This window comes from Aquabacterium sp., assembly GCF_050725395.1.
GTDB lineage: Bacteria > Pseudomonadota > Gammaproteobacteria > Burkholderiales > Burkholderiaceae_C > Aquabacterium.
The window spans coordinates 1-23,119 of record NZ_JBOHHL010000026.1 but is presented as its reverse complement, the minus strand read 5'-3'; the positions used below and the strand labels follow the sequence as shown (position 1 = coordinate 23,119).

Sequence of the window (23,119 nt, the reverse complement as noted above, 5' to 3'; positions counted from 1 at the left end):
TCCCCATGTCATCCCGACGCCATCAAACGCTTCGGCGGCCGAAAATGTGAGTGGGGAAGACCCTTAAACCCCATCCGGTCTAGACTCGTTGGATGGACACGATTGCCTCGCCATGAAGCTCGCACTGCTGTCAGACCTGCATGCCAACCGCCAAGCCACCGAGGCCGTGTGGGCGCACGCCCAGGAACAAGGCATCGACCAGCTCGTGTTCCTGGGCGACTATGTGGACTATGGGGCCGACCCTGCCTGGACGGTGGACTTCATCCGAGAGCGGATCAGCCAAGGAGCAATCGCCGTGCGTGGCAACCACGACGATGCGATCGACGGCCACGGCAGCGCCGACCTGGCAGGCCACGTCATGCCCTCGCTCGCATGGACACGCCAACAGCTGAGTCCGGACCAGCACGTTTTCCTGGCCTGCCTGCCACTCACCGCCACCGTGGAAGATTGCCTGATGACGCACGCCAATGCGCACGATCCGGTGAACTGGGGCTACATCCACAACCGCGTGGAAGCGGCGCGCAGCTTGTTTTCCACCGAACACCGCTTTGTGTTTTGCGGCCACATGCACCAACCCTGCCTTTACCACCTGACCAACACCGGCAAGGCCGGCGAGTTCAGCCCCGTGGCAGCCGTGCCCATCGAACTCTCGCCCGCGCGCCGCTGGCTGGCCATCCCTGGTTCGGTCGGGCAACCGCGCGATGGCAACCCGGCCGCGTGCTACGCCTTGTTCGACACCGAGACCGACACGCTGACCTTCCAGCGCGTGCCCTACGACCACGAAGAGGCCGCCAGGCGCATCATCGCCGCCGGCCTGCCCAGCCACCATGCAGAAAGACTCAAGCATGGCCACTGAGCCGACGCGCCTCGAGGCCGGCCAGGTCATCGATGGCTTCAGGCTCGATGAAAGGCTGCACCAGGGCGGCATGGCCCACCTGTGGTCGGTGAGTTCGCTGGAGATGGCGATCGATGTGCCGTTGATCATGAAAGTGCCACGCATCAAAGGTGGCGAGGATCCGGCCTCCATCGTCGGCTTTGAAGTCGAGCGCATGCTGATGCCGCGCCTGAGCGGACCCCATGTGCCCCGCTTCGTGGCCCGCGGCGACTTCACGCGCCAGCCCTACATCGTCATGGAGCGCATCCAGGGCGACACCCTGAGGCCACGCTTGCAGCAAGCGCCCTTGCCTTTGGAGGAGATCATCGCCTTGGGTGCCAGCGTGGCCCAGGCCCTGCACGCCCTGCATTGCCAGCACGTGGTGCACCTGGACATCAAGCCCAGCAACATCATGTTCCGCGCATCGGGCGAAGCGGTGTTGGTGGACTTCGGCCTCTCGCGCCACGACCAGCTGCCCGACCTGCTCGAAGAGGAGTTCACGCTGCCCATGGGCACGTCGCCCTACATGTCGCCCGAGCAGGTGCAGTTCGTGCGCACCGACCCCCGCAGTGACCTGTTCGCGCTGGGCGTGATGATGTACCACCTGGCCACGGGCGAACGGCCCTTCGGCCAGCCCACCACCGTGGTTGGCCTGCGCAAGCGCCTGTACACCGAGCCCATGCCACCCCGGGCGCTGCGCCCCGAATTGCCGGCCTGGTTCCAGGAGGTCGTGCTGCGTTGCCTTGAAGTGCAGCCCGAGAGCCGCTACCAGAGCGCCGCACAACTCGTGTTCGACCTGCAAAACCCCGACCAGATCGCCTTGACGGGCCGCGCCGAGAAGCTGATCAAGGCCGGTCCCATCACCACCTTCGGCCGTTGGTTCAAGGCCATTGGCGCCGAGCCCAAGGGCGACATCACCGCCACGGAACAGATCGACCGCAGCCCCATCATCATGGTGGCCATCGGCTTGAAATCGAGCACGCCGGAGTTGCAGCAGAAGCTGCTGACCACCGTGGGCCGCATCCTTCAGATCGAGCCCAATGCGCGCCTGGCCTGCGTCAGCATCATGAAGACCAACCGGGTCGGCATGGACAAGCTCACCGACGATGCGGGCAACAGCCTGCACGTGCAACAGCTGGTGGGCATCAAGCACTGGGCCAGGCCGCTGCAGCAATCACTGAAGATGGAAGACCAACGGTTGACCTTCCACGTGCTGGAGGCGCCGGACACGGCCGCGGCCATCGTCGAGTTCGCCACCCGCAACCAGGTGGCGCACATCGTCATGGGCGCGCGTGGGAATTCGGCCTTGCGGCGCTACCTGGGCAGCGTGTCGGCCCAAGTGGTGGCCGAGGCGGAATGCTCGGTCACCGTGGTCCGGGTGTAGGCCGTTGGCGAGCCGCTTTAAAGCGGCAGCACTCTCAACACCTTCTGCAGGCCTTCGACGGCCTTGCCCTTGCGGGCACGCTTGCCGATGTGGGCGGTGTAGCCCGAGTTGCGCACGTCCTCTTCCTTGTCCTTGCCGCCACGGCCCGATCCGATCACCTTGACGCCGTTGTGCGCCGTGGCCACCGAGATCAGTGGGTCCTTCTTGGCATCGACCTCCATCAGGGTCAGGCCACGTCCGCCATTGGACTGCAGCTTGAGCTCGTCCAGCGCGAACACCAGCATGCGCCCGCCTTGCGCCAGGCAGGCCACCTGCGTGTGCCCCGGCTGTACCAGCACCGGTGGCAGCACGAAATCACCATCGTCCAAGGTCAGGAAGCCCTTGCCGCCCTTTTGCCGCGTGATGAGGTCGCCCATCTTGGCCAGCAGGCCAAAGCCGCCAGTGTTGGCCAGCAGCAGGGTTTGGTCCACGGCGCCGGCCAGGTAGTGCACGGGCTGCGTGCCCGATTCGAGTTCGATCATGCTGGTGATGGGCGAGCCATCGCCACGCGCGCCCGGCAAGGCACTGACCTGCAGGCTGTAGACGCGGCCATTGCTGCCGATCACGATCATCGGGTCGACGGTGCGGCACTCCATGGTGCCGTACAGGCCATCCCCCGCCTTGAAGGCGAAGCTGGCCGGGTCGTGGCCATGGCCGGTGCGCGCACGCACCCAGCCCTTTTGGCTGACCACCACCGTCACGGGCTCGTCGATGACCTTGACTTCGGCCACGGCGCGCTTCTCGGCCTGGATCAGGGTGCGGCGTTCGTCGCCGAACTGCTTGGTGTCGGCTTCGATTTCCTTGATCACCGTGCGCTTGAGCACGCTGGGGTTGTCGAGGATGTCGCGCAGCTTGGCTTCCTCGGTGCGCAGCTCGGCCAGCTCCTGCTCGATCTTGATGGCTTCGAGGCGGGCCAGCTGGCGCAGGCGGATGTCGAGGATGTCGTCGGCCTGGCGCTCGCTGAGCTTGAAGCGCTCGATCAGCGCGGCCTTGGGCTCGTCGCTCTCGCGGATGATGCGGATCACCTCGTCGATGTTCAGCAGGACGAGCTGGCGGCCTTCCAGGATGTGGATCCGGTCGAGCACCTTGCCCAGGCGGTGGCGGGTGCGGCGGGTCACGGTCTCCATGCGGAAACCGATCCACTCGCTCAGCATCTGGCGCAGGCTCTTCTGCGTGGGCCGGCCATCGGCGCCCACCATCGTCATGTTGATGGACGACGAAGTTTCCAGGCTGGTGTGCGCCAGCAAGGTGGTGATCAGTTCCTGCTGGCTGATCGTGCGCGTCTTGGGCTCGAACACCAGGCGCACGGCCGCGTCCTTGCTGGACTCGTCGCGCACGGTGTCCAGCACCGACAACATGGTGGTCTTGAGCTGGGTCTGATCGGCGGTCAAGGCCTTCTTGCCGGTCTTGACCTTGGGGTTGGTCAGCTCTTCGATCTCTTCCAGCACCTTTTGCGAGCTGGTACCGTGCGGCAACTCGGTGACGACCAGTTGCCATTGGCCACGCGCGAGCTCTTCGATCTTCCAGCGCGCGCGCACCTTCAGGCTGCCGCGGCCACTGCGGTAGGCGTCCTGGATGTCCTGCGGGCTGGAGATGATCTGGCCGCCGCCCGGGAAGTCAGGCCCCTGGATGTGGCCAAACAGTTCTTCGTCGGGCAGCTTGTCGTTGCGGATCAGGGCGATGGTGGCGTTGGCCACTTCCCGCAGGTTGTGGCTGGGGATCTCGGTGGCCAGGCCCACGGCGATGCCGCTGGCGCCGTTGAGCAGCACGAAAGGCAGGCGCGCGGGCAACTGCCTGGGCTCTTCGAACGAGCCGTCGTAGGTGGGGATGAAGTCCACCGTGCCCATGTCGATCTCATCGAGCAGCAGGCGCGAGATGGGCGCCAGGCGCGCTTCGGTGTAGCGCATCGCGGCGGCACCGTCGCCGTCACGGCTGCCGAAGTTGCCCTGACCGTCGATCAGCGGGTAGCGCAGCGCGAAGTCTTGCGCCATGCGCACCATGGCGTCGTAGGCGGCGCTGTCGCCGTGCGGGTGGTACTTGCCCAGCACATCGCCCACCACGCGGGCGCTCTTGACGGGCTTGGCGCCCGTGTTGCCCGAGAAGCTCAGGCCCATGCGCTCCATCGCGTACAGGATGCGGCGCTGCACGGGCTTCTGGCCGTCGCACACGTCGGGCAAGGCCCGGCCCTTGACCACGCTCAGCGCGTATTCCAGGTAGGCGCGCTCGGCATAGTGGGCCAGGGTCAGCGCATCGCCACCATCGGAAGGCGGCGGCGTGGTGAAGTCAATGGATTCTTGGGTCATCGTGTGGTCTAAAACTCAATGTGTCGGACAACGCTGACAGGCAAAGCAGACAAGGCCGATGGCTTGATCACTGGTTTGCGGTCACAGTCGAAACGTCATCACATGCATTAACAGGGTACTGACATGAACAGCATCAAAATCCTCGCCGTGGCCATCATCGTCGCCGGCGTCCTGGGTCTCACCTATGGCGGCTTCACCTACACCAAGGACACCTCGGCCGTGAAGCTGGGACCGCTGGAGTTGAACGTCAAGGAAAAGCAAACGGTCAACATTCCTTTGTGGGCTGGCGTGGGCGCGATCGTGGTGGGCGGCTTGTTGCTGGTCGGCGGTCGCAAAACCTGAATCAAATGTCGACTTCCACCTCGTCGCCGTGCAGCTCCATCAGCTCGCGGCGCGAAGCGGCTTCCCCCTTGCCCATCAGCTTGTTGAACGAACCTTCGGTGGATTCGAAACCGGGCTCTCCATAGGCCACCTGCATCAAGCGGCGCGTTTCCGGATTGAGCGTGGTGTCCCACAACTGCTCGGCGTTCATCTCGCCCAAGCCCTTGAAGCGGCTGATGCTCCACGAGCCTTCGCGGGCGCCTTCCTTGCGCAGCTTGTCCAGCGTGGCGTGCAGCTCGCCTTCGTCCAGGGCGTAGATCTTGGCGGCGGGCTTCTTGCCGCGCGCGGGCGCATCGATGCGGAACAGCGGTGGCTTGGCCACGTAGATGTGCCCGGTCTCGATCAATTTAGGGAAGTGACGGAAGAACAGCGTCAGCAACAGCACTTGGATGTGCGAACCGTCCACGTCGGCGTCCGAGAGGATGCAGACCTTGCCGTAGCGCAGGCCGCTCAAATCGGGTGAATCGTTGGGGCCGTGCGGGTCCACGCCCATGGCGACGGCGATGTCGTGGATCTCGTTGTTCTTGAAGAGCAGATCGCGCTCGACCTCCCAGGCGTTGAGCACCTTGCCACGCAAGGGCAGGATGGCTTGCGTCTCTTTGTCGCGGCCCATCTTGGCGCTGCCACCGGCCGAATCACCTTCCACCAGAAACACTTCGTTCAGGCTGATGTCGCGGCTTTCGCAATCGGTGAGCTTGCCAGGCAGCACGGCCACGCCGGAGCCCTTCTTCTTCTCGACCTTCTGGCCGGCACGTTGGCGGGCCTGGGCCTGCTTGATGACCAGTTCGGCCAGCTTCTTCCCGTAATCCACGTGCTGGTTCAGCCACAACTCCAGGCTCGGCTTGACGTAGGTGCTGACGAGGCGCAAGGCATCGCGGCTGTTCAGGCGCTCTTTCGTCTGGCCCTGGAACTGCGGGTCCAGCACCTTGGCTGAGAGCACGAAGCTGGCGCGCGAGAACACGTCGTCGGGCATGAGCTTGACGCCCTTGGGCATGAGGCTGTGCATCTCGATGAAGCCCTTGATGGCGGTGAACAGGCCTTCCTTCAAGCCCGATTCGTGCGTGCCGCCAGCCACCGTGGGGATCAGGTTGACATAGCTTTCGCGCATGGCCGCGCCTTCTTCGGTGAAGGCCACGCACCAGGCGGCGCCCTCGCCTTCCGCGAAATTCTCGGTCTCGCTGCCGGTGGCGAACTGCTCGCCTTCGAACAGCGGGATGATGGGGTCGGTGTTCATCGCCTGCGTCAAGTAATCGCGCAGGCCGCCCTTGTAGAGCCAGGTCAGCGTTTCACCGGTCTTCTCGGTGGTCAGCGTGATGGTCACGCCTGGCATCAGCACGGCCTTGCTGCGCAGCATGTGCACCAGCTCGCCCTTGGGCAGCTCGGCGCTTTCAAAGTATTTGGGGTCGGGCCAGGCGCGGGCCGTGGTGCCGTTCTTGCGTTCGCCCGAGGCCAGCGGGCGCACGGTCAAAGGTTCGATCACATCGCCGCCGCTGAAGCACAGTTGGGCGGTTTGCTTTTCGCGGTGCACGGTGACTTGCAGGCGAGTCGACAGCGCATTGGTGACGCTGACGCCCACCCCGTGCAGCCCCCCGGAGAAGCTGTAGGCGCCGCCCGAGCCCTTGTCGAACTTGCCGCCGGCGTGCAGGCGGGTGAACACGATTTCGACCACGGGCACCTGCTCTTCCGGGTGCAGGCCGAAGGGGATGCCGCGGCCGTCGTCCTCGACACTGATCGAGCCATCGGTGTGCAGGGTGACGGCGATGCGCTTGCCAAAACCGGCCAGGGCCTCGTCGGCGGCGTTGTCGATCACCTCTTGGATGATGTGCAGCGGGTTGTCGGTGCGGGTGTACATGCCCGGGCGCTGCTTGACAGGCTCCAGGCCCTTGAGCACGCGGATCGACGATTCGCCGTAGCTGTTGTCAGGTTTTGCGGACGGTGTGGAAGCGGGGGACGGTTTCGATGACATGGGCGCGATTCTACGAACTTAAGGGGCGCGGAAGATTTCGGTGACGGGGCGCAGATTGAGCCATTCCTGCTCGGCCTCCGACCCCGAACCATCGACCACCCGGTGAAATTGCCGGAAATCGGACTTGAAACGGTCCAGGGCGCCATTGAGCCACAAGACGGTGGCCAGAACGTTGAGGTGGTCCACGCGGCCAGCGAAATCGCCCTGTTTCACGCCCGCGCCATAGAACAAGGTCGGGATGCGGCCCTTGCCGGTGATGTAGGGGTTGCCCTGGCTGGCATCGGTGCTCCCGTCTTCGTCGAAGGTGACGATCAGCAGGCTGTTGTGGGCCTTGGCCCAGGCGGCGTAGGCGCCGATGTTCTGGCGCAGCCACTGGTCGGCCACTTGCGCAGAGTCGCTGTGGGCATCGTGCTGCTCGTTGGGCACCACGATGGACACGTGCGGCAACTGATCGAATGCCAAAGGCTTGCCTTCGGCATCGCGGTCGAAGCCCCGGAAGGATGTCTTCAGCACCGGGTCCTTGGTGGGCGCGAAGCCCAGGTTGGCGCTGACCGGCAGCACATGGTGCGCCAGGTCGCCCTGGAGGCCACGGGCGCTGGTCGGGGCGGTCTGGTCCGTCCAGTTGACGGTGGGGTTGTGCTTGCGCCGGTAGTCGTCGGACGGGGCCTGGGCGACCGCGCAAGCCACCGTGCGGTCATCGGTGCCGCAGTTCCAGCTGGGGTAAGGCAGCGATTCGCAGAAGCTGGCAAAGCTGCGCCCCGATTGCATCAGGGCCGCGCCCAGGTTGGGCGAGGTCAGTGGCAACCAGGCGTCGGGCAGGTTGGCATTGGCGACGCCCACCATGCACTGCCGTGGCTTCGGCAGCAGCTGGCCCTGGCGGTCGTGCATGGCTTGCCCGGGATAAGGCGAGCGGCTGTCTTCGAACCAGGCGGGCAGCACGCCCTGGTGGTGCCCGGAAAACAAGAACAGGTAGTTGGGTTGGCTGGGGCGCGTAGGCAAGGCCGAGCCGTAAGGCGTGCTCGTGAAATGCGCGTTGGTGAAGCGGGCGCCCTGGCTGGCCAGCTCGTTCAGGTAGCGCCAGTTCGAGGTGCTGGCGAAGACGGGGCCGTCGCCTCTTTTGAGCTGGGCTTTGGTGGCTTCGAAGGCCGAGAGGTTTTCCAGGATGACGATGACCGTGTGATCGGGGCGCCAGCCTGGAACGGGCTCGTTTGACGTGGGCGCCGGCTCGGCTTTGGCTGAGGGTTTGCGGCGAGCGGCGGCCAGGCCGGACAAAGGGCCGGCGCTGAGCAAAGTGGCGAGAAGGCGGCGAAGGATGGTGCGGCGCGTGATGGCGGCGGGGCGGCGAGGCTTCATGGGGGCGTAGGTTAGCCTACGCCAACTATCTTTTTCTGTTCTGTCGGCCACGACGGCCCGTGCCGCGTTAAACCAGGGTACGTGCCCGTTTCGCGGCACGCTGGAACCCCATGATGAACCTGCCCTCACGCCTGTCCGTGCTCATTCTCGCGCTGGCGGCTGCCTTGCCGCTGACCGTGGCCACCTCTGCCTATGCACAGACGACCGCGAGCGTCACCGCCGACAGCTTCAGCGTCGAACCGGTGCGCGCCTTGACACCCGGCACCGAGTTGGCCTTCAGGCTCACGGCCACGCCGGGGTCCGAGGTCACGCTGCAAATTGGCGGCGCGACCTCCGGCGTGCGCATGAACGAGGTCCGGCCGGGCGTCTACGAAGGCGACTACACCGTCCGCACGCGTGACCGGCTCACGGCGACCAGCCTGGTGACAGCCCGCATCGCGCGCGATGGCCGGGTGATGAATGCCACGCTCGACCAGTCACTGCTGCGCGGCGCGCCCAGCCCTGTCCAGACGGCACGCATCGGGGCCTTCACGGTCAATGCGCCGGATCGCATCCGCGCTGGCGACGAACTGAAGTTCTCCCTCTCGGGTGTGCCCGGCGGCACCGCCCGCGTGGCCGTCGAGGGCATCGCCAATGCCATGCCCCTGACCGAGGTCAGCCGCGGCTTGTACGAAGGAAGCTACACCGTGTCCCGCAAGGACCGCCTGCGCGGCAAGCTGGTGGCCACTGGCTTCTTGAAGCTTGGGCAGAAGGAGACGAGCCAGCGCTTCGTGCGTGACCAGGTGGCAAACACAGACGCCAACACCAACAACGCCCCTGGCTGCGACCGCCGTGACGGCCGCGATGCCCGCCGCGCCGACATGGCCGGTGCCACCACTTGCGGCGTCGTGACAGCGGTCGGCAAGGCCGAGATCGAAGATGAAAATTCGCACAATGTGCTGGGCACCGTCGCTGGTGGCGTGATCGGCGCTGTGCTCGGCAACCAGGTGGGCGGCGGTTCGGGCAAGGACATCGCCCGCATCGTCGGAGCCATCGGCGGCGCTTATGCAGGCAACCGCATCCAGAACGCCAGGGAGAAGACCACGGTCTACCGCGTCACGGTCCAGCTGGAAGATGGCAGCACCAAGACCTTTGACCATGCGGTGGACCCAGTGCTGATGGTCGGTACGCGCGTGAAGATCGTCGATGGCGCCATCGTGAGCCGCTCAACAGGAGGCTCGCAATGAATCTGCACCTAAGCCTGACGCCGCTGATTTCGCTGCTGGCGGGCATCCTCATCTTGGTGATGCCGCGCTTGCTTAATTACATCGTTGCGATCTACCTGATCGCGATTGGGCTGATCGGGCTGCTGGGGGCTGGTGGCCTGCGGCTTGGGTGATGATTGGATGCACACGGCGAGGAAATGCTGCCTCCACGCGCTGTGGGTGCCTTGCATGTGGCCATCACTGACGGCAAGTCCCCGACTACTGCATCCGGCTACGGCGGCTTTGCAGCGGCTGCGGTCCTTCGACTTGCAAGACTCAACACCATAAAGCTGCCGTTCAACGTAGAGGCTGAGACGCAGGCCGCAGCTTGCCGACGCGGGGCTGTTCGAGCGACTGGTTTGGCCATGCTGCGGCCTTCATTGCTCGCTTTCCACTGCCGCACAGATCTCGCGGACGACCGGCTCAACGCTATTCGCTCCTCTTCGTTGCAGTTTGGTTGATACTGACGCCCGGCCACCCAAGCGCCTCGACGCCTCCTCTCTGAGGCAAACGAGCCAGAATGCATGGCCATCTACGGGGAGAGAATCAGGATGGAGCCGTCGAGTACCTACCACGCGTGGCTATATCAGTTCAAGCCATCCAAAGACGCGGCGTGGCTTAAAGAGCTGCGGGACACGCGGCGCATTGAATGGCAGATCATTCGCTGGGTCGGAGAGACGAAGGTTGGAGACCTTATCCTCTTCTGGGAGTCCGGTGATGAGGGCGGCCTTCGCGGCTGGGGCCGTGTAGCGGCGGAGGGACGTCCGCAGCCTGCCGTCGTTGGCAAAAAGGCGCGATGGCGTGTGCCTGTCCAGGTTTCAGGGTGGCTGAATCGCCCAATCTCCCGCCAGGCTGTCGTGAACGCACGGGCGTTCATGGCGAGCAATCTCTTTGTGAGCGTATCCCAGGGCGCGAACTTTCCACTTGAGCCTCAGGAGGTCAGCAACCTTCTGAGTTTGATGCCCAGCGATGCAGGGAGGCCAGACAACCCGGGCGGGCTAGCTCCTCACCCTCCGTCAGTACCTTCAGCCCTGAATCGCAGCGCCGGCGCGCCTCTGCCTATAGACGAACCTGACGAGGCGTTTTCGGGCGAGAAGGACGAGAAGGACGAGAAGGACGAGAAGGACGAGATCATCGCCGCGGGTTCCGACGACAACTCGTTTTCTTCGACGCTATCACGGTTGCTTGGAATTCGGCTCACTACTGCAGCCGAGGGCATCCTCAGGGCCGCGGACTACAGGCCGCTAGGAATTCAAGGGCCGATCTCGACAACGCGGCTATTCCTTGCTGCGTTCACGTCAAACCGTCGAGTGAGCGCATCGCCAAAGAAAAAAGGCGAGTCGGTCGCGATAGAAATCCTTTCTGAAGTGTCCAACCAGATAGCAGACCAACTGGCGCGCGTCGAGAAAGGCTACCGCAGCGAGCAGAGACAAGGTGCCCCAACAGATCTACTAAGGGTCACTGAGAACGTAGTCAATTTGATCGAACGCGCCTGGGACCTCAACTTCACCAGCTCGCCGAACAGCACCGAGCTCTCTGCCGACTTCATAGTTGCCTCACTTCTGACCTTTAAAGACGGAAAGGTGGTTGAACGACTGGAGCGCGTCGGCCTCTCGTTGCTCGACATTCAAATTCGTGTACTGCGAGTCGTGGAGGACCGCTACCCGGCGCTCCTCGAGTTCTGGCAGGTGGCATTCCGGGTGCGAAACAGCGCGGTCGCCGTATCTCCACTGACCGGCGGGATGCCCGTTGCGGTCGTCGGAAACGACAACGCGCTGAGAAAGGGAGTCAAGGACTCCTTGGGCGCAGACAGGGAGGCCCAGGCCTTCGCGGGCTTGACCCTCTCAAAGCATTTCGTCCCACCACTGGCAGTGGGAGTCTTCGGGGAGTGGGGGTCGGGAAAGTCCTTCTTCATGAAGCTTGTCCACGAGCATATCGAGCGGCTAAGCAACGAGGCTGGAAAGGCCAACGGCCCCCAGGAGCTACTGAACCATGTAGTTCAGATTAGGTTCAACGCCTGGCACTACGTCGATACCAACCTTTGGGCAAGTCTCGTCGATCACATATTCACGGAGCTGGACAGGTCGACCAACAAAGAGAAGCGCGAAGCCTCAGAGGTCCTTTTCGAGCAGCTATCGACCGCGCGTGAACTAACGATTGACTCAGCGGAGAGGCTCATCCAAAGGCGAAAAGAACAGGCGGGAGCTGCTAAATCGGTCGCTGAGGCAGAGCGAAAGCTTCTGCAGAAGCAGTCGAGCATAGGAACATCGTCGCAGGTCTACTGGGAGGCGGTGAAGTCGCAGTTCCTGGGGCAACTCGACGATAGGGAAAACAAGAGCCTAAAGAATGCGGCCGACCGCCTCGCCATCCCCGGTCTCCTCGAAGACGGCAAGGTTCTGAACGAGGCGATTGAGCAACTGGAAGTTCAACGTGGACGTGCCAATCTGCTAGCCGTCGGCCTGCGTAGTCAGCTTGGCTCCTGGGTGAATGTCGGGTTGTTCCTCGGTGTATTCCTGCTCATCGGCGTTGTTCTGTATTACCTTCGAAAAGCTGCCGCGATGTATCTGGATGAGGCGATCGTCAAGGATATTCTGACGCCAGCAGCGATGACGACCTCAAGCGTCATCGCCGCAATCGCCTCAGTTTTTGCGAAGGCAACGAGCCAGGTGAAGGGCGCGTTGAACTCCCTCCAGTCCTTCCGAGCGAAGTTCAGCAAGGCTGCAGAGGCAGCGCTCGCAACGCCAACCGATGATGTGAAGGCAAAGCAGCAAGAGCTTGCTCGGTTGACCGCAGAAGTTGAGGAAGGCCGTGCTCGACTGGCTGCCAGCACCGAACGACTCGGGGAGGCCGCTCGTGACTACAACGCTGGCACCGGCAAAGGACGTTTGCTGAACTTTGTCAGGTCCCGCGCGGCCAACAAGGACTACGCGAAGCATCTCGGCCTTGTGGCCAATATCCGGAAGGATTTTGAGGAGCTGTCGGATCTCATCGCGACAGCATCGACGCCAAAGACCTACAGGTCAGAGCCGGAGCTTGTGCGGGACCGTGAGGCGTATGCCGATCGGGTGGAAAAGTTGCTGGAGCTCGCGAAACCGGAGAACGGTAGCCTTTTGACTGAAGCCGAGCGAGAGAAGCTCTCTGCAAGCAAAGAGATCAAGGCGCCAAGCAGCGCCGTCGGGTTGAACCGTATCGTCCTGTACGTGGACGACCTGGACCGGTGCAAACCTGAGAAGGTCGCAGAGGTTCTCCAGGCTGTTCACCTGCTGCTGTCCTTTAGGCTTTTCGTGGTGTTCGTGGCAGTTGACGTAAGATGGGTCTCACGAGCACTCCGCACCAACTACCCTACCCTGCTGTCGAAGGCGTCTGATGCTGGAAGCGCGTCAGGGGCCACGGCTCACGATTATCTGGAGAAGATCTTCCAGATCCCATATTGGGTCAGACCCATGACGGACCAGAGCAGCGAGGACTTCATGACTGACCGTTTAACGGGTCAGCAGACGAGTCTCGCGGAGATGCTCAAGTCGCTTGAGGAGACGAAGACCAACGTCGAGCCGAATGAGGAAGATGAAGGCTCAGGGAACGCTGCCGACTTCACCATTAATGAGGCTGATCGCACCACCGCCGATGCGAAGGCTGCGGAGGATGTTGCCGACACACCAGGGCAGCGTCAGACCGTTCCTCACGTGGATCTGGACCCGGACGAAGTGAAGTTCATGAAGGAGCTTGCCAGGTGGGCCGGGAACTCTCCGCGCCGGCTGCTTCGATTTATGAACGTCTACCAGGTCATTAAGGCAAGCCTGTCCGTGGAGGATGCTGCGGCCAATAGCCGAGGCGGTTCGTACGAGCTGATTGCGCAAGTGGCCATCGCCACAGCCATTCCCCACACGTTCGATGATTGGCTGAAGCTTCTCAAGCAGGAGGCGCCCGGCGAGACGATATCCGCCGCGCTCCAGAGTTGGCGGGCTGGTTCCTCTGCAGGCCAACCTGTCCTCGAGACTCACCTAGACAGCATCCTGGACGTGTTGGCACGCAGGCGGCCCCAGACCAAGGTTGGAGACGTAAAGTGGGCGGCGCTGCTCACCAAGCGTTTTAGCTTCGGTGCGGAGCCGATTGATCTAGGCCCCGACGTGACTCAGCAGTCATAGGTTGCCGCCCAGGCAGCGGCGGCTTGCGCCGCTGGCCACCGCGCCACCTCTGATAGCGTCGTCGTGCCGGTCGGAGAAGTGCCTCGAAGCGGCCGCTGGTGAACTTCCGCTATCAGCTAGGCCGTCATAGCCGGACGCCTACCGGAGCGGCTGGGATGCTCGTCGCGGCAGCGAATTCGAAGCTCCTTGATTTGTTAGAGATCCCGAAGGGCCTTATTCCAAGCGTGTAGGTCACAAGGCGTGGAATGAGCGGGCTCGACGGATATCTGCGCTTTCAAAACTGTGGACTTTTTCCTGGAAAGAGCCCGACAGACCTTTATCCAGCAGATCCCCTGCACGTGATTTCTCGGTTTGCGGCACTGTTGGGAGGACCCCGCCAATCGCCAACTACGAAGCCAGTACCTCGTCTCGGAAGGACTGGCCGTTTTTGCTTGTGTGCACGCCTTGGCCACGCTACACCCTTGCAATCGTCAATGTTAGGGATAGCTCTATCGTTGATTCTTGTCAGAATGGGGCCATATATGTGAAGCAAGCGGAGGCTGCCCCATGAAGTACATCGTGTTCTGTGCAGACGGCACTTGGAATGGGCAGAACGTCGACGAAGACGACGACGGCGTGCCTGACGCAACCAACGTCCTGAAAGCCTTCCACCTGCTGCAGGGCGACACCACACTGGAGAGTCGTCGCCTAAAGGATGAAAGCGAGAAAGTCCTGGGGGACCCCGATCAGCCGCAACTGGTAGCCAAGTACCTGCATGGAGTGGGCGATTCCGACAATCGCATCTTGAAGGTACTCGGTGGTGCATTCGGGGCGGGCATGATCGGACGGATCGTCCGGGGCTACACCTTCATCAGTCGCCACTATCAGGCCGGGGATCGCATCGTCATCCTGGGCTTTAGTCGCGGGGCTTACACAGCACGCGCGCTGGCCGGCATGATCAGCAGTGTGGGCCTGCTGGATTCGAACGCCATGAACCAGGCGTCTGCCGACGAGGATGGCGCGAGCCCCAAAGAGCAGGCGTACCGCATGGGCGTTTCCGCCTGGCTCCGATACCGCGAGGACGCTAAGGCCAAACAGCCGAACCTGACGTTGCGTCAACGTCTTGCCGAGCTGATAACCTCAGTGCCGCTGAAGGCGAGGACTGCGCCGCTACCCGACACCATGGTGGCTGCACCCATCCACGCTGTGGCCGTGTGGGACACAGTGGGGGCTCTGGGTATTCCCAACCTGGGCAGCTCTGCTGAAGAGGCCGACGCCTTCCGGTTTGCGAATGACCAACTGTCGGCCAACGTAACGCATGGCCTTCATGCGGTCAGCTTCGATGAACAACGGGCCAGCTTTGCGCCCACCCTGTGGCGGTTGGATGGCGAGCGAATCCAGCAAAAATGGTTTGGAGGTGCCCATGCCGACGTGGGCGGCGGCTATCCCGAGCGTGAGAGCGGCCTATCCAACATCGCACTGAAGTGGATCGTGGACGAGCTTTCCAAACTGGGCGTGCCCTTTAAACCGCTACCGGAGGCGTGGCTGCTGGATATCTACGGGGCGGGGCATGAGCCGTGGAAGATCGGCCTGTTCGCGGCCTTTGCCCCGCAGCCACGGGATTGGGGCGACCACCCGGTGGTCGAGCACGAGACGCTCATCACCCGCCGCCAATGGATACTTGCAGGCATGCCCAGCCCGGTGCAGCCTGGTGCCACCGCGTTGGCTTGAGTCGCCAAGGTCCGGGAGAACCTGATGAGGTTGGACATGAGTTTCTTAGACAAAGTCTTCGTCGTGGAGGACCCGGACGCGCGCGTTCGCAACCCTGAAGACTTTATGTCTTTCGTGCGCGCAGCCGATGGTGGCTTTCAGCGTATCCCCGCGGGCTATCAGGTCCGCATTGATTGGATCAAGTTGGTGGAGGCTGGCAGCCAGTCCTTCAAGTTGTTTGGCCATGCCGTCAAGGCCGACGACCTCACGCCGCTCGGTTGGACTTCCACGGCGAACTTCGTCGGCAAGTTCCGCAACGAGACGATCGGTAGCATGCCGCCCGAACCTGGTGCCAGTCGTTTTGATCGCAATGCGGCCTGGTCCAATGGCCAGTACCTGGGTCAGGTCGAACTGGTGGCCATCGTGGACGAACGGCTCGAGATCGAATACCTAGCCGCCGCATCGATTCGCGCCTACGCCACTATGGTGTCCGCAGCCGCCCGCGATGGCATCACCATCACGCTCAACAGCGGATTTCGGTCCTACCACGAACAGAAGTACCTGAGGGACGGCTACGACCGGCGCCTGCCCGGATTCAACACGGCGGCGAAGCCTGGCTACTCGAAGCACCAGAACGGCACCGCGTTCGACCTGGTCGTTCCGGGCGGCGACGGGAACCCGACCTACGAGTGGCTGAAGCGGCACGGACCTGCCTTCGGCTTCGTGAGGACGGTCAATAAGGAACCGTGGCACTGGGAACTGGACCCACCTCGGGCAGAAGTGGCTTTGGCCAGCAACACATGCAAGATCCCATCGGTGATGGTCTGATGCTCCAGAAAGGTCAACGGGCGCGCAAAGCGGGGCTCATTGACCTTGTATCTCGGGCAACCTGATTTCCCAAATTCTGCACGGAGTCGCAAAGCAGCTTCAGCGGACTGTTAGTTGCGGAATGGCAGCGTTGCAGCGGTTGCTGGCGATGGTGCCCACACGCCCAATTCGCGATCTGGGCCTATCCCTACCGTCGGGCCAACGCCCTTGAAGCAACGGAGATGACCGGTATTGAGGGCACTGCCGACACAGTCACTGTCGGCGCTTACCTTGCGCCGCTCCTATTGATCCAAAGGCTGCTCTTCAAGGCATCGAACTCACGCCTACAACCCTTCCAAGACTTTCGTATCCTCCCATTTGTCACCGAAAATCGGCGTGCTATGGCTGCACTTTCCGGCCACACTGACTACCGGAGACTACCATTGCCGAAGATTTGCAGCGCGGGCCGTTGCACCATATAGGCGGAGTTCCCGAAAAGCAAAATTCGACGGCGTGTCGAATTGGCTCTGATATTTCTCGCCACTGGGGTCATCGATAATCTCGGAGCTATCGCGGGCGGGTATACGCGCTCCGGAAGAACGAAGAGGGGAACTATATGCAGGCTCGCACGTATGACATTCCCGGCGTGGGCCGGGCGGCGACTACCCAGGTGCACGTCGACACTGAACCGGGCTTCGTCGCCGAACAACTGCACGCTGGCAACGCGATCGTGCTGCTCGACCCGGCGCTGCTGGCCAACCCCGGCGTGCGCCGCCTGTTAGCGGTAAGCGACCCGACTATTTTGGTCGTATTGCTCGATTCCAGCGAGGCCACCAAATCGATTGAGACACTGCAACGCTTCAACATCGATGTCTTGGACACGAAGTCCGCCGGCTGGGTCATTGGCGGCGGGTCATTGATCAACTTTGCTTACTACGCCTTCGCTCGACGCCGAGAAGCCGACCCGGGGTTCCGTGTCGTTTGCCTGCCGAGTAACACGATGGCGATGTGCGACGTCGCCATCGGAAGTCTGGGCCTCCTGAACGACGATCACTCAGGCCGCAAAAACGCGGTGCGCCGGACCTGCGATCCCGATGACATCTTCTTGTGTCGGTGGCTGTTAGCCACCGGCGACTTGGCGATGCAGCAAGAAGGAATTATTGAGGTCGTCAAGCACGCGCTTTTCCAAGACCCCGCCAGTTTGCCGCAGCTGGCGCAAACTTTCTGCGCCGATGTGCCAGATATAGACGACCTGTTTGAGTGTGCTGTCGCTGGACTTGTTTTAAAGGCTGGCGTAATGCGGGTTCTGGCCCGTGATCCGAGACATGTCGCGGCCAGGGTTCTGTCCTACGGCCACCTGCACGCCACGGCTTTGGAAGAGGCGCTGAGCTTCGAGCCGCGCCATGCTTGGGCTGTCCTCTTCGGATTGCTCGTCGATCTGCATCTCGAAGGCCTCGATCACCCACGCGATGTGCTGATTTCACAGGTGACGCGCTGGTCGCGTGGCCAAGACTTCGGCGCTTTCTGGCAGCCCGAGACGGTTGCTTCGGTCGTCGATAAACTGCGCGGCGCAGCCCTGACAGTGCTGTCACCTCGTAGAACGCTGCGCGCGCCCGCTACGACCCTCGACGAGCTTGACACCACCGATCTGAGGTTGCTGTCCATCGACGCGATTGAGCACGCCATTGTCGAGGTAGGCGGCCTGCTGGCCGGCGACGCCGAAGCGCGTTAGAAGCGAATCAACGTCGGTTCTAGGATCACGCGGCGGCGCTTCTCGTTGTTGATCCGACGGTAGTGTTCGTCGACAAATCTCGCCGCTATAGCACCAATCTCGCCCACCTTCTGGTCGACCGTCGCCACGACGTAGGGCAGGTTGCGCACCAGCAGCGTGCCCGACGAATCTCGCAGGCCGTCGTAGCCATACAGCCGCCATCGCTTACCGTAGCGGTCAAGGTTTGTGTAGAGCTCGTTCGACAGCATCCGGCAAATCTCGTCGTTGGCGCAGAACATTGATCGCGGGCGGTCGACAGCCAGCAGCGGTGCGATCTCCGACTGGAAGACTCCGCAAACCTCATCCGGATTCCAGGAAGTTATTGCGACCTCATGTATCGATGGTGTCACCACCGACCGGCGCAGCGCTGTCAGCACTGCTTGCGCACGCGCGCGACCTGGCGCCGACATCGAAGGCCCGCTGAGAACGACGAATAACTCGTCTTCGGCGCAATTCTCACCCATCGCCTCGCCGATGAGTCGGCCACCGATGCCACAATCCGATCCGACGAAGGCTGGCGGAAACAGGCTACGTTCAAAGAAATGTCTGTTGTTCGGCTTGATGTCGCAGCATACGACGTAGACGCCACGAGACACTAGCGAAGCAATCTCGACCGCAATAATCTCATCCGACGATGAAGGGATCACGATTAGCGCGTCGAGCTCGCGAATCCCCGGCGACCGCAACAGTTGCACCTGATGCTCGACCGATTCGGCTAAAGGTGCTACAGCGTCAATTGTGGATGCCTTGACGTCAAAATTGCTGGTCGTCTTCAGCCCTCTACTCGCTGCTTCGCCGAGCGCCTGGACGAAGTTGCTCCTGGACTTAAGGACAATGCCGACCGAGCGATTTTTGAAGAAGCGTTCGTAACGGAATAGGATCGCCATTAGCAGCGACATCACCCCGAACATCACGCCGAGTGCATAGCTCGCGTCGCGCTTGGTGGTGTAGATCAACATCGTCACAACGAAAGTCAGGATCGAGCAGGTCAGGGCTACGGTCCAGAAATTGATCCCACTATTGCGTAGGCGGTCCCTCCTCGCCGCGAGCTGCGCAAAGTACAGAATGCCGATAATCAAAAGCATCGCCACCATCAACCCAGCAAGCGTCAGCGAGAACTCGATCACATCGTGGGGGGTGGCTGCGGTTGGCTTCATCGCGATCACCTTGCTTTGTCGGACATGGGAGAAGGTTATCACCAGTATGCGCAGACCTGGCCAGCGCTCAATGCCGACACCGCAACGACGACTTCAGATGATGCCGACGACACCGTCACTGACAGTCTTTTTTGATCGGGCCTGTGGGTTTTGGGACCATTCGCCCTATCGTCTGCATGTGGCCGGTACTGTGAGTCCGTTGTTCGCAAGAGCAGCCGCTGACACGTGCGCTGCGTTGGGCCCCGACCGTCCCAAACTCGATTTCGGCCGCAGGTCCGGTTCCGGTAGGTGCAGCAGTCACTCAGCCATCGAACGGTCCAATGACAGGCGCTGCAAGCAGCAGTCGTGGGCAGCCAAAACTCAGCGGCAGCAAACAGCCTAAAGGGGTCGGAGCAAGTAATTTCCGATCGATTCGGCGTGAACTTGCTTGCGGCCTAATGAACCCGCAGCACCTCAAACTGCTGCCGGATTGGAGCGACCTGTATCGACACCTCGTCACCCTCGCATTTGCCGAGCAAGGCCCTGCCCAACGGGGCTTCGCTGCTGATGACCTGAACGAGCTGAGCGTCGCTGACCAACTTCATGCTGCCCCCGTCCGGGCCAAGAAAGAGCTGTTGCTGCTTGTCGTCGGAATCGACCAGGCAGACCAGCGCACCGAGCTGTATACCTTTGCTGGCGTCGTAGGGGCGCGGGCGGAATTGGCGCCAGTTGGCCATCGCCTGGCGGATGGCTTCGGCGCGACGGGCTTGGCCGGTGGCCAGGTAGGCGGCTTCGAGTCCCAAGGTGTCGTACTTGTTTTCGGCGATGTTTTCTTCGTGAGTCGCCGTTTCATGAGCCGCCCGCGCTGCCTGTTCGGCTTGCAGCAGGTCTTCGGCGAGCCGTTCCAGCACCTGCTGCTGCAGCAAGAATTTATCCATGCTCTCCTACGGTTTCTGAAGAGCGCTGGCTGCCAAAGAGCCCGCCAGCTGCCGCGCAGACTTGGCGCTGACGCCCTTGCCGGTGATCGACAACGCCGGGGGATGGGCGAGCATCCGCGCAAAGACGTCCCGTACTTCTTCCGAGCAGATGTCGTCGATCAGGGCCGTTGTCTCGGCCAGCAGCGTCACGCTCCCGCTGGCCCAGAGTTCCTCGACGGCCCGCTCCATCGTGGCGAAGGGCCGTTCACTGGCGCGCACGTACGAGACGGTCAACTGGTTTTTCGCCCGCTCCAGATGGACAGGGTCGATGCTGGTCGTCTGGGCATGCAGCAGCTCGCCCGTCGCTTGGACCAGCGCCTCGATCTTGTCCGGGGTGGTCACGGCATGCACCACGAAATTGACCCAGTTGTCTCCGCTGTCGAGGTTGGCATCTGCCGTGTAGGCCAGGCCGAGCCGCTCCCGAACCGTGTCGACCAAAGGGGCCGACATCCCGCCGCCGAACAGATTGGCCGCGAGCGCAGCGGCCAGGCGCAAGCGCCGCGATGGCATGCCGTCCGGGCCCATGGGCAACAGCGGATAGGCGATGTTCAGGAACACCTGCGACACTTGCGTGAAGCGCCGAGCCACCGCCTGGCTGGCATACGCCGCAGGGGTTGGAGGATGCGACCTGCCACTGTCGGGCGATGCGGGCATCGCCGTGAACAGATCCTCGGCGCGGCTCATCCAGGCGTCGACGTCGAAGTGGCCAGCCGCGACGACGACAGTGTTGTTTGCAACGTAATGCTGCTGCACATGGCGAACCAGATCGTCGCGTGTGAAGCCCTCGATGTTCTCGACCGTGCCGATCACGGGCATGCCCATGGGATGGGTACCCCAGAGGGCGCGGTCGAGCAGGTCGTTGGAACTGTCGTCGGGATCTTCGTCGTACTCGATGGCTTCCTGGCGGATCACCTCCAGTTCGCGCTGCAGTTCGATCTCGGGAAATGTGCTGTGGAGAACGATGTCGGCCGTCATGCCGAGCAGTTGCTGCGCGTGCGCTCCCAGGCCGGTCATGAAGTAGCCAGTGCTGTCTTTGCCGGTGTAGGCGTTGACTTCAGCGCCCAGCCGCTCCGCATCCAGATTGATCGCCTGCACAGAGCGCGTGGTGGTGCCCTTGAAGGCCATGTGCTCCAGGACATGGCTGATGCCGTTGGTGGCGGGCGTCTCGTCGCGAGAGCCGACGCGCAGGAACACGCCCACGCTGACGCTCCGCACGTGCGGCATGGGAAGGGCCAGCAGCCGGACACCGTTAGGCAGCGTACGGAGAAGCGGCCGGGTACCAGTTTCTTGTTCCATGCCCTATTGTCGCCTCGACCTTGGCATCGAGACGAGTCGGAGGCAAGGGCTCTGGCTTGGACCGTCCACTTCAAACGCAAGCGCGCGCCGCTTAAAAGTCGGCGCCTACCGCCTGAACCCCGGCCCACAAGGCACCCAAACCCCACTCCCCCATCCTCAAGCGCCACGCTTTTTGCCTGGCGGCCCGGGTTCAGAAGGCGAACTTGTTCGCCAAAGTGCCAACAGCTGTCGATTTCGGGCAAGCTGGTTCGTCGTCATCATGTCGGGGCCTCTGGGCCCTCAAACCCCCTCAACCCACCCAAGGAGAACAATCATGCGTGTCATGGTCATGGTGAAAGCAACCTACCAATCGGAAGCGGGCGAAATGCCCCGCACGGAGCTGATGGCGGCCATGGGCCAATTCAACGAAGAGCTCGTCAAAGCCGGCATCCTGCTGGCGGGCGAAGGCCTGCACCCCAGCGCCAAGGGCAAGCGGGTGCTGTTTTCCGGCGCCCAGCGCACGGTGACCGACGGCCCCTTCGCCGAGACCAAGGAGCTGGTCGCCGGCTTCTGGCTGTGGCAAGTCAAGTCCATGGACGAGGCCCTTGAATGGGTCAAACGCTGTCCCAACCCCATGGATGACGACTCCGAGATCGAAATCCGCCCGCTGTACGAGGCCGCCGACTTCGGCGAAGCGTTCACCCCCGAGCTGCAAGCCCAGGAAGAACGCCTGCGTGCCGAGCTCGAGCAAAGAGCAGCCGATCGCCAAAAAGGAAGCACCCCATGAGCTTGAGCCTCTACGCCCACCCCTTCTCGTCTTACTGCCAGAAGGTGCTGACCGCCCTGTACGAGAACGCCACGCCCCACACCTTCCGCATGCTCGATGGGAGCGGCACGGCGGGCGAGGAGTTTGCGACCTTGTGGCCCATCAAGCGCATGCCCTTGCTGATCGATGGCGAGCGCACCGTCGCGGAAGCCAGCATCATCATCGAGCACCTGGGCCTGCACCACGCCGGCCCGGTGCGCCTGATCCCGCAAGATGCAGACGCCGCCCTCGACGTGCGCTTCATGGACCGATTCTTCGACAACTACGTGATGACGCCCATGCAGCGCATCGTGGCCGACTTCATCCGCCCGCCTGAGCAGCGCGATGCGCGCACCGTGTCGGAGGCCAAGGCCTTGCTGGACGACGCCTACCAGTGGCTGGACCAGCGCATGGCCGACCGCGAATGGGCTTGTGCCACCGGCTTCAGCCTGGCCGATTGCGCGGCGGCGCCATCCTTGTTCTACGCGGACTGGGTGCACCCCATGGACGAGCAGCGCCCACATGCGCAGGCCTACCGCCGCCGCTTGCTGGCCCGGCCCTCGTTTGCACGTGCGGTGGACGAAGCCCGGCCCTTCCGACACTTCTTCCCGCCGGGTGCACCCGACCGGGATTGAACGACGAAGGCCAACGCTACTGAAAGTAGCCCAGCATGCGCTCGATCGCCATGGTCAGTGGCACCTGCATCATCGGCAAGGTCAGCCACAGCCCGGTCAGGCCCACGCCCAGGGTCACCGGGAAACCGATGGAGAAGATGTTCATCTGCGGGGCCACGCGCGAGATCAAGCCCATCACCAAGTTGACCAACGACAGCATGGCCACCACCGGCAGCGACACCCACAGGCCCAGCTTGAAGATTTCGGCCCCCCAGACCTGGGGTTGGACCACGCTCAAGAAGGCCAGCGGCTGGGCCGACACCGGAAAGGTGTCGAAGCTGTGGATCACCGCCGCC

18 protein-coding genes are annotated in these 23,119 nt (G+C 62.6%); 11 read left to right on the top strand and 7 right to left on the bottom strand.

Annotated features, from left to right (window positions below; all coding sequences use genetic code 11):
• Positions 1-112: 112 nt before the first annotated feature.
• Positions 113-856: a metallophosphoesterase family protein gene (locus tag ACREB4_RS15280; protein ID WP_431589090.1), complete on the top strand. Its 744-nt coding sequence runs from the start codon at positions 113-115 to the stop codon at positions 854-856.
• Positions 846-2,258, top strand: coding sequence for a protein kinase domain-containing protein (locus ACREB4_RS15275; protein ID WP_431589089.1), 1,413 nt, complete (start codon positions 846-848; stop codon positions 2,256-2,258). Before ACREB4_RS15280 ends, ACREB4_RS15275 begins: the two co-directional genes overlap by 11 nt.
• Before the next feature lie 17 nt (positions 2,259-2,275).
• On the opposite strand, the gene parC is transcribed toward ACREB4_RS15275, so the two are convergent.
• Positions 2,276-4,600: a DNA topoisomerase IV subunit A gene (parC, locus tag ACREB4_RS15270; protein ID WP_431589088.1), complete on the bottom strand. Its 2,325-nt coding sequence runs from the start codon at positions 4,598-4,600 to the stop codon at positions 2,276-2,278.
• Between the two features lie 123 nt (positions 4,601-4,723).
• On the opposite strand from parC, the gene ACREB4_RS15265 reads away from it, so the two are divergent.
• Positions 4,724-4,942: a hypothetical protein gene (locus tag ACREB4_RS15265; RefSeq protein WP_431589087.1), complete on the top strand. Its 219-nt coding sequence runs from the start codon at positions 4,724-4,726 to the stop codon at positions 4,940-4,942.
• A gap of 1 nt (position 4,943) precedes the next feature.
• Here the strand turns inward: ACREB4_RS15265 and ACREB4_RS15260 are convergent, their stop codons facing one another.
• Entirely contained in the window at positions 4,944-6,947 is a 2,004-nt protein-coding gene (locus ACREB4_RS15260; protein ID WP_431589086.1) for a DNA topoisomerase IV subunit B, read from the bottom strand.
• Positions 6,948-6,965: 18 nt separating this feature from the next.
• Complete coding sequence (locus tag ACREB4_RS15255) at positions 6,966-8,300, bottom strand: alkaline phosphatase family protein (RefSeq protein ID WP_431589085.1); 1,335 nt, start codon at positions 8,298-8,300, stop codon at positions 6,966-6,968.
• 110 nt (positions 8,301-8,410) lie between these two features.
• Here ACREB4_RS15255 and ACREB4_RS15250 point away from each other — a divergent pair, with 110 nt between their 5' ends.
• The 6 genes from ACREB4_RS15250 to ACREB4_RS15225 all read left to right on the top strand — a co-directional run bounded on the left by ACREB4_RS15250 (position 8,411) and on the right by ACREB4_RS15225 (position 17,917).
• A complete protein-coding gene (locus tag ACREB4_RS15250; RefSeq protein ID WP_431589084.1) occupies positions 8,411-9,526 on the top strand; it encodes a glycine zipper 2TM domain-containing protein in 1,116 nt (371 codons plus the stop codon).
• On the top strand, positions 9,523-9,678 hold the full coding sequence (locus ACREB4_RS15245) for a DUF3096 domain-containing protein (protein ID WP_431589083.1): 156 nt from the start codon (positions 9,523-9,525) through the stop codon (positions 9,676-9,678). Before ACREB4_RS15250 ends, ACREB4_RS15245 begins: the two co-directional genes overlap by 4 nt.
• Before the next feature lie 390 nt (positions 9,679-10,068).
• A complete protein-coding gene (locus ACREB4_RS15240; protein ID WP_431589082.1) occupies positions 10,069-13,689 on the top strand; it encodes a P-loop NTPase fold protein in 3,621 nt (1,206 codons plus the stop codon).
• A 546-nt stretch (positions 13,690-14,235) separates the two neighbouring features.
• Positions 14,236-15,399 carry a DUF2235 domain-containing protein gene (locus ACREB4_RS15235; RefSeq protein WP_431589081.1) on the top strand — a complete coding sequence of 388 codons (1,164 nt, stop codon included), beginning with the start codon at positions 14,236-14,238 and terminating at the stop codon, positions 15,397-15,399.
• A 36-nt stretch (positions 15,400-15,435) separates the two neighbouring features.
• Complete coding sequence (locus ACREB4_RS15230) at positions 15,436-16,206, top strand: M15 family metallopeptidase (RefSeq protein WP_431589080.1); 771 nt, start codon at positions 15,436-15,438, stop codon at positions 16,204-16,206.
• 595 nt (positions 16,207-16,801) lie between these two features.
• Entirely contained in the window at positions 16,802-17,917 is a 1,116-nt protein-coding gene (locus ACREB4_RS15225; protein WP_431589079.1) for a 3-dehydroquinate synthase family protein, read from the top strand.
• Here the strand turns inward: ACREB4_RS15225 and ACREB4_RS15220 are convergent.
• The 3 genes from ACREB4_RS15220 to ACREB4_RS15210 all read right to left on the bottom strand — a co-directional run bounded on the left by ACREB4_RS15220 (position 17,914) and on the right by ACREB4_RS15210 (position 21,365).
• Positions 17,914-19,113 (bottom strand): sugar ABC transporter substrate-binding protein, encoded by a 1,200-nt coding sequence (locus ACREB4_RS15220; protein WP_431589078.1) that lies wholly within the window; start codon positions 19,111-19,113, stop codon positions 17,914-17,916. The genes ACREB4_RS15225 and ACREB4_RS15220 overlap by 4 nt on opposite strands.
• A gap of 434 nt (positions 19,114-19,547) precedes the next feature.
• Positions 19,548-20,030, bottom strand: a complete 483-nt coding sequence (locus tag ACREB4_RS15215; RefSeq protein WP_431589077.1) for a GreA/GreB family elongation factor — start codon at positions 20,028-20,030, stop codon at positions 19,548-19,550.
• Between the two features lie 6 nt (positions 20,031-20,036).
• The gene (locus tag ACREB4_RS15210) at positions 20,037-21,365 is read right to left on the bottom strand and encodes a M16 family metallopeptidase (RefSeq protein ID WP_431589076.1); all 1,329 of its coding nucleotides are present in this window, start codon (positions 21,363-21,365) and stop codon (positions 20,037-20,039) included.
• Positions 21,366-21,678: 313 nt separating this feature from the next.
• Here ACREB4_RS15210 and ACREB4_RS15205 point away from each other — a divergent pair, with 313 nt between their 5' ends.
• Positions 21,679-22,131: a YciI family protein gene (locus ACREB4_RS15205; protein WP_431589075.1), complete on the top strand. Its 453-nt coding sequence runs from the start codon at positions 21,679-21,681 to the stop codon at positions 22,129-22,131.
• Complete coding sequence (locus ACREB4_RS15200; RefSeq protein ID WP_431589074.1) at positions 22,128-22,784, top strand: glutathione S-transferase family protein; 657 nt, start codon at positions 22,128-22,130, stop codon at positions 22,782-22,784. Before ACREB4_RS15205 ends, ACREB4_RS15200 begins: the two co-directional genes overlap by 4 nt.
• Before the next feature lie 16 nt (positions 22,785-22,800).
• Here ACREB4_RS15200 and ACREB4_RS15195 read toward each other — a convergent pair.
• A partial coding sequence (locus ACREB4_RS15195; protein WP_431589073.1) for a flagellar biosynthetic protein FliR occupies positions 22,801-23,119 on the bottom strand: 319 nt, incomplete at its 5' end.

Coding starts and splice junctions, on each gene's coding strand:
- parC (WP_431589088.1), bottom strand. CDS start 4,600: ATGACCCAAGAATCCATTGACTTCACCACGCCGCCGCCTTCCGATGGT.
- ACREB4_RS15220 (WP_431589078.1), bottom strand. CDS start 19,113: ATGAAGCCAACCGCAGCCACCCCCCACGATGTGATCGAGTTCTCGCTG.
- ACREB4_RS15205 (WP_431589075.1), top strand. CDS start 21,679: ATGCGTGTCATGGTCATGGTGAAAGCAACCTACCAATCGGAAGCGGGC.
- ACREB4_RS15200 (WP_431589074.1), top strand. CDS start 22,128: ATGAGCTTGAGCCTCTACGCCCACCCCTTCTCGTCTTACTGCCAGAAG.
- ACREB4_RS15235 (WP_431589081.1), top strand. CDS start 14,236: ATGAAGTACATCGTGTTCTGTGCAGACGGCACTTGGAATGGGCAGAAC.
- ACREB4_RS15240 (WP_431589082.1), top strand. CDS start 10,069: ATGGCCATCTACGGGGAGAGAATCAGGATGGAGCCGTCGAGTACCTAC.
- ACREB4_RS15260 (WP_431589086.1), bottom strand. CDS start 6,947: ATGTCATCGAAACCGTCCCCCGCTTCCACACCGTCCGCAAAACCTGAC.
- ACREB4_RS15275 (WP_431589089.1), top strand. CDS start 846: ATGGCCACTGAGCCGACGCGCCTCGAGGCCGGCCAGGTCATCGATGGC.
- ACREB4_RS15210 (WP_431589076.1), bottom strand. CDS start 21,365: ATGGAACAAGAAACTGGTACCCGGCCGCTTCTCCGTACGCTGCCTAAC.
- ACREB4_RS15215 (WP_431589077.1), bottom strand. CDS start 20,030: ATGGATAAATTCTTGCTGCAGCAGCAGGTGCTGGAACGGCTCGCCGAA.
- ACREB4_RS15225 (WP_431589079.1), top strand. CDS start 16,802: ATGCAGGCTCGCACGTATGACATTCCCGGCGTGGGCCGGGCGGCGACT.
- ACREB4_RS15255 (WP_431589085.1), bottom strand. CDS start 8,300: ATGAAGCCTCGCCGCCCCGCCGCCATCACGCGCCGCACCATCCTTCGC.
- ACREB4_RS15250 (WP_431589084.1), top strand. CDS start 8,411: ATGATGAACCTGCCCTCACGCCTGTCCGTGCTCATTCTCGCGCTGGCG.
- ACREB4_RS15280 (WP_431589090.1), top strand. CDS start 113: ATGAAGCTCGCACTGCTGTCAGACCTGCATGCCAACCGCCAAGCCACC.
- ACREB4_RS15230 (WP_431589080.1), top strand. CDS start 15,436: ATGAGTTTCTTAGACAAAGTCTTCGTCGTGGAGGACCCGGACGCGCGC.
- ACREB4_RS15245 (WP_431589083.1), top strand. CDS start 9,523: ATGAATCTGCACCTAAGCCTGACGCCGCTGATTTCGCTGCTGGCGGGC.
- ACREB4_RS15265 (WP_431589087.1), top strand. CDS start 4,724: ATGAACAGCATCAAAATCCTCGCCGTGGCCATCATCGTCGCCGGCGTC.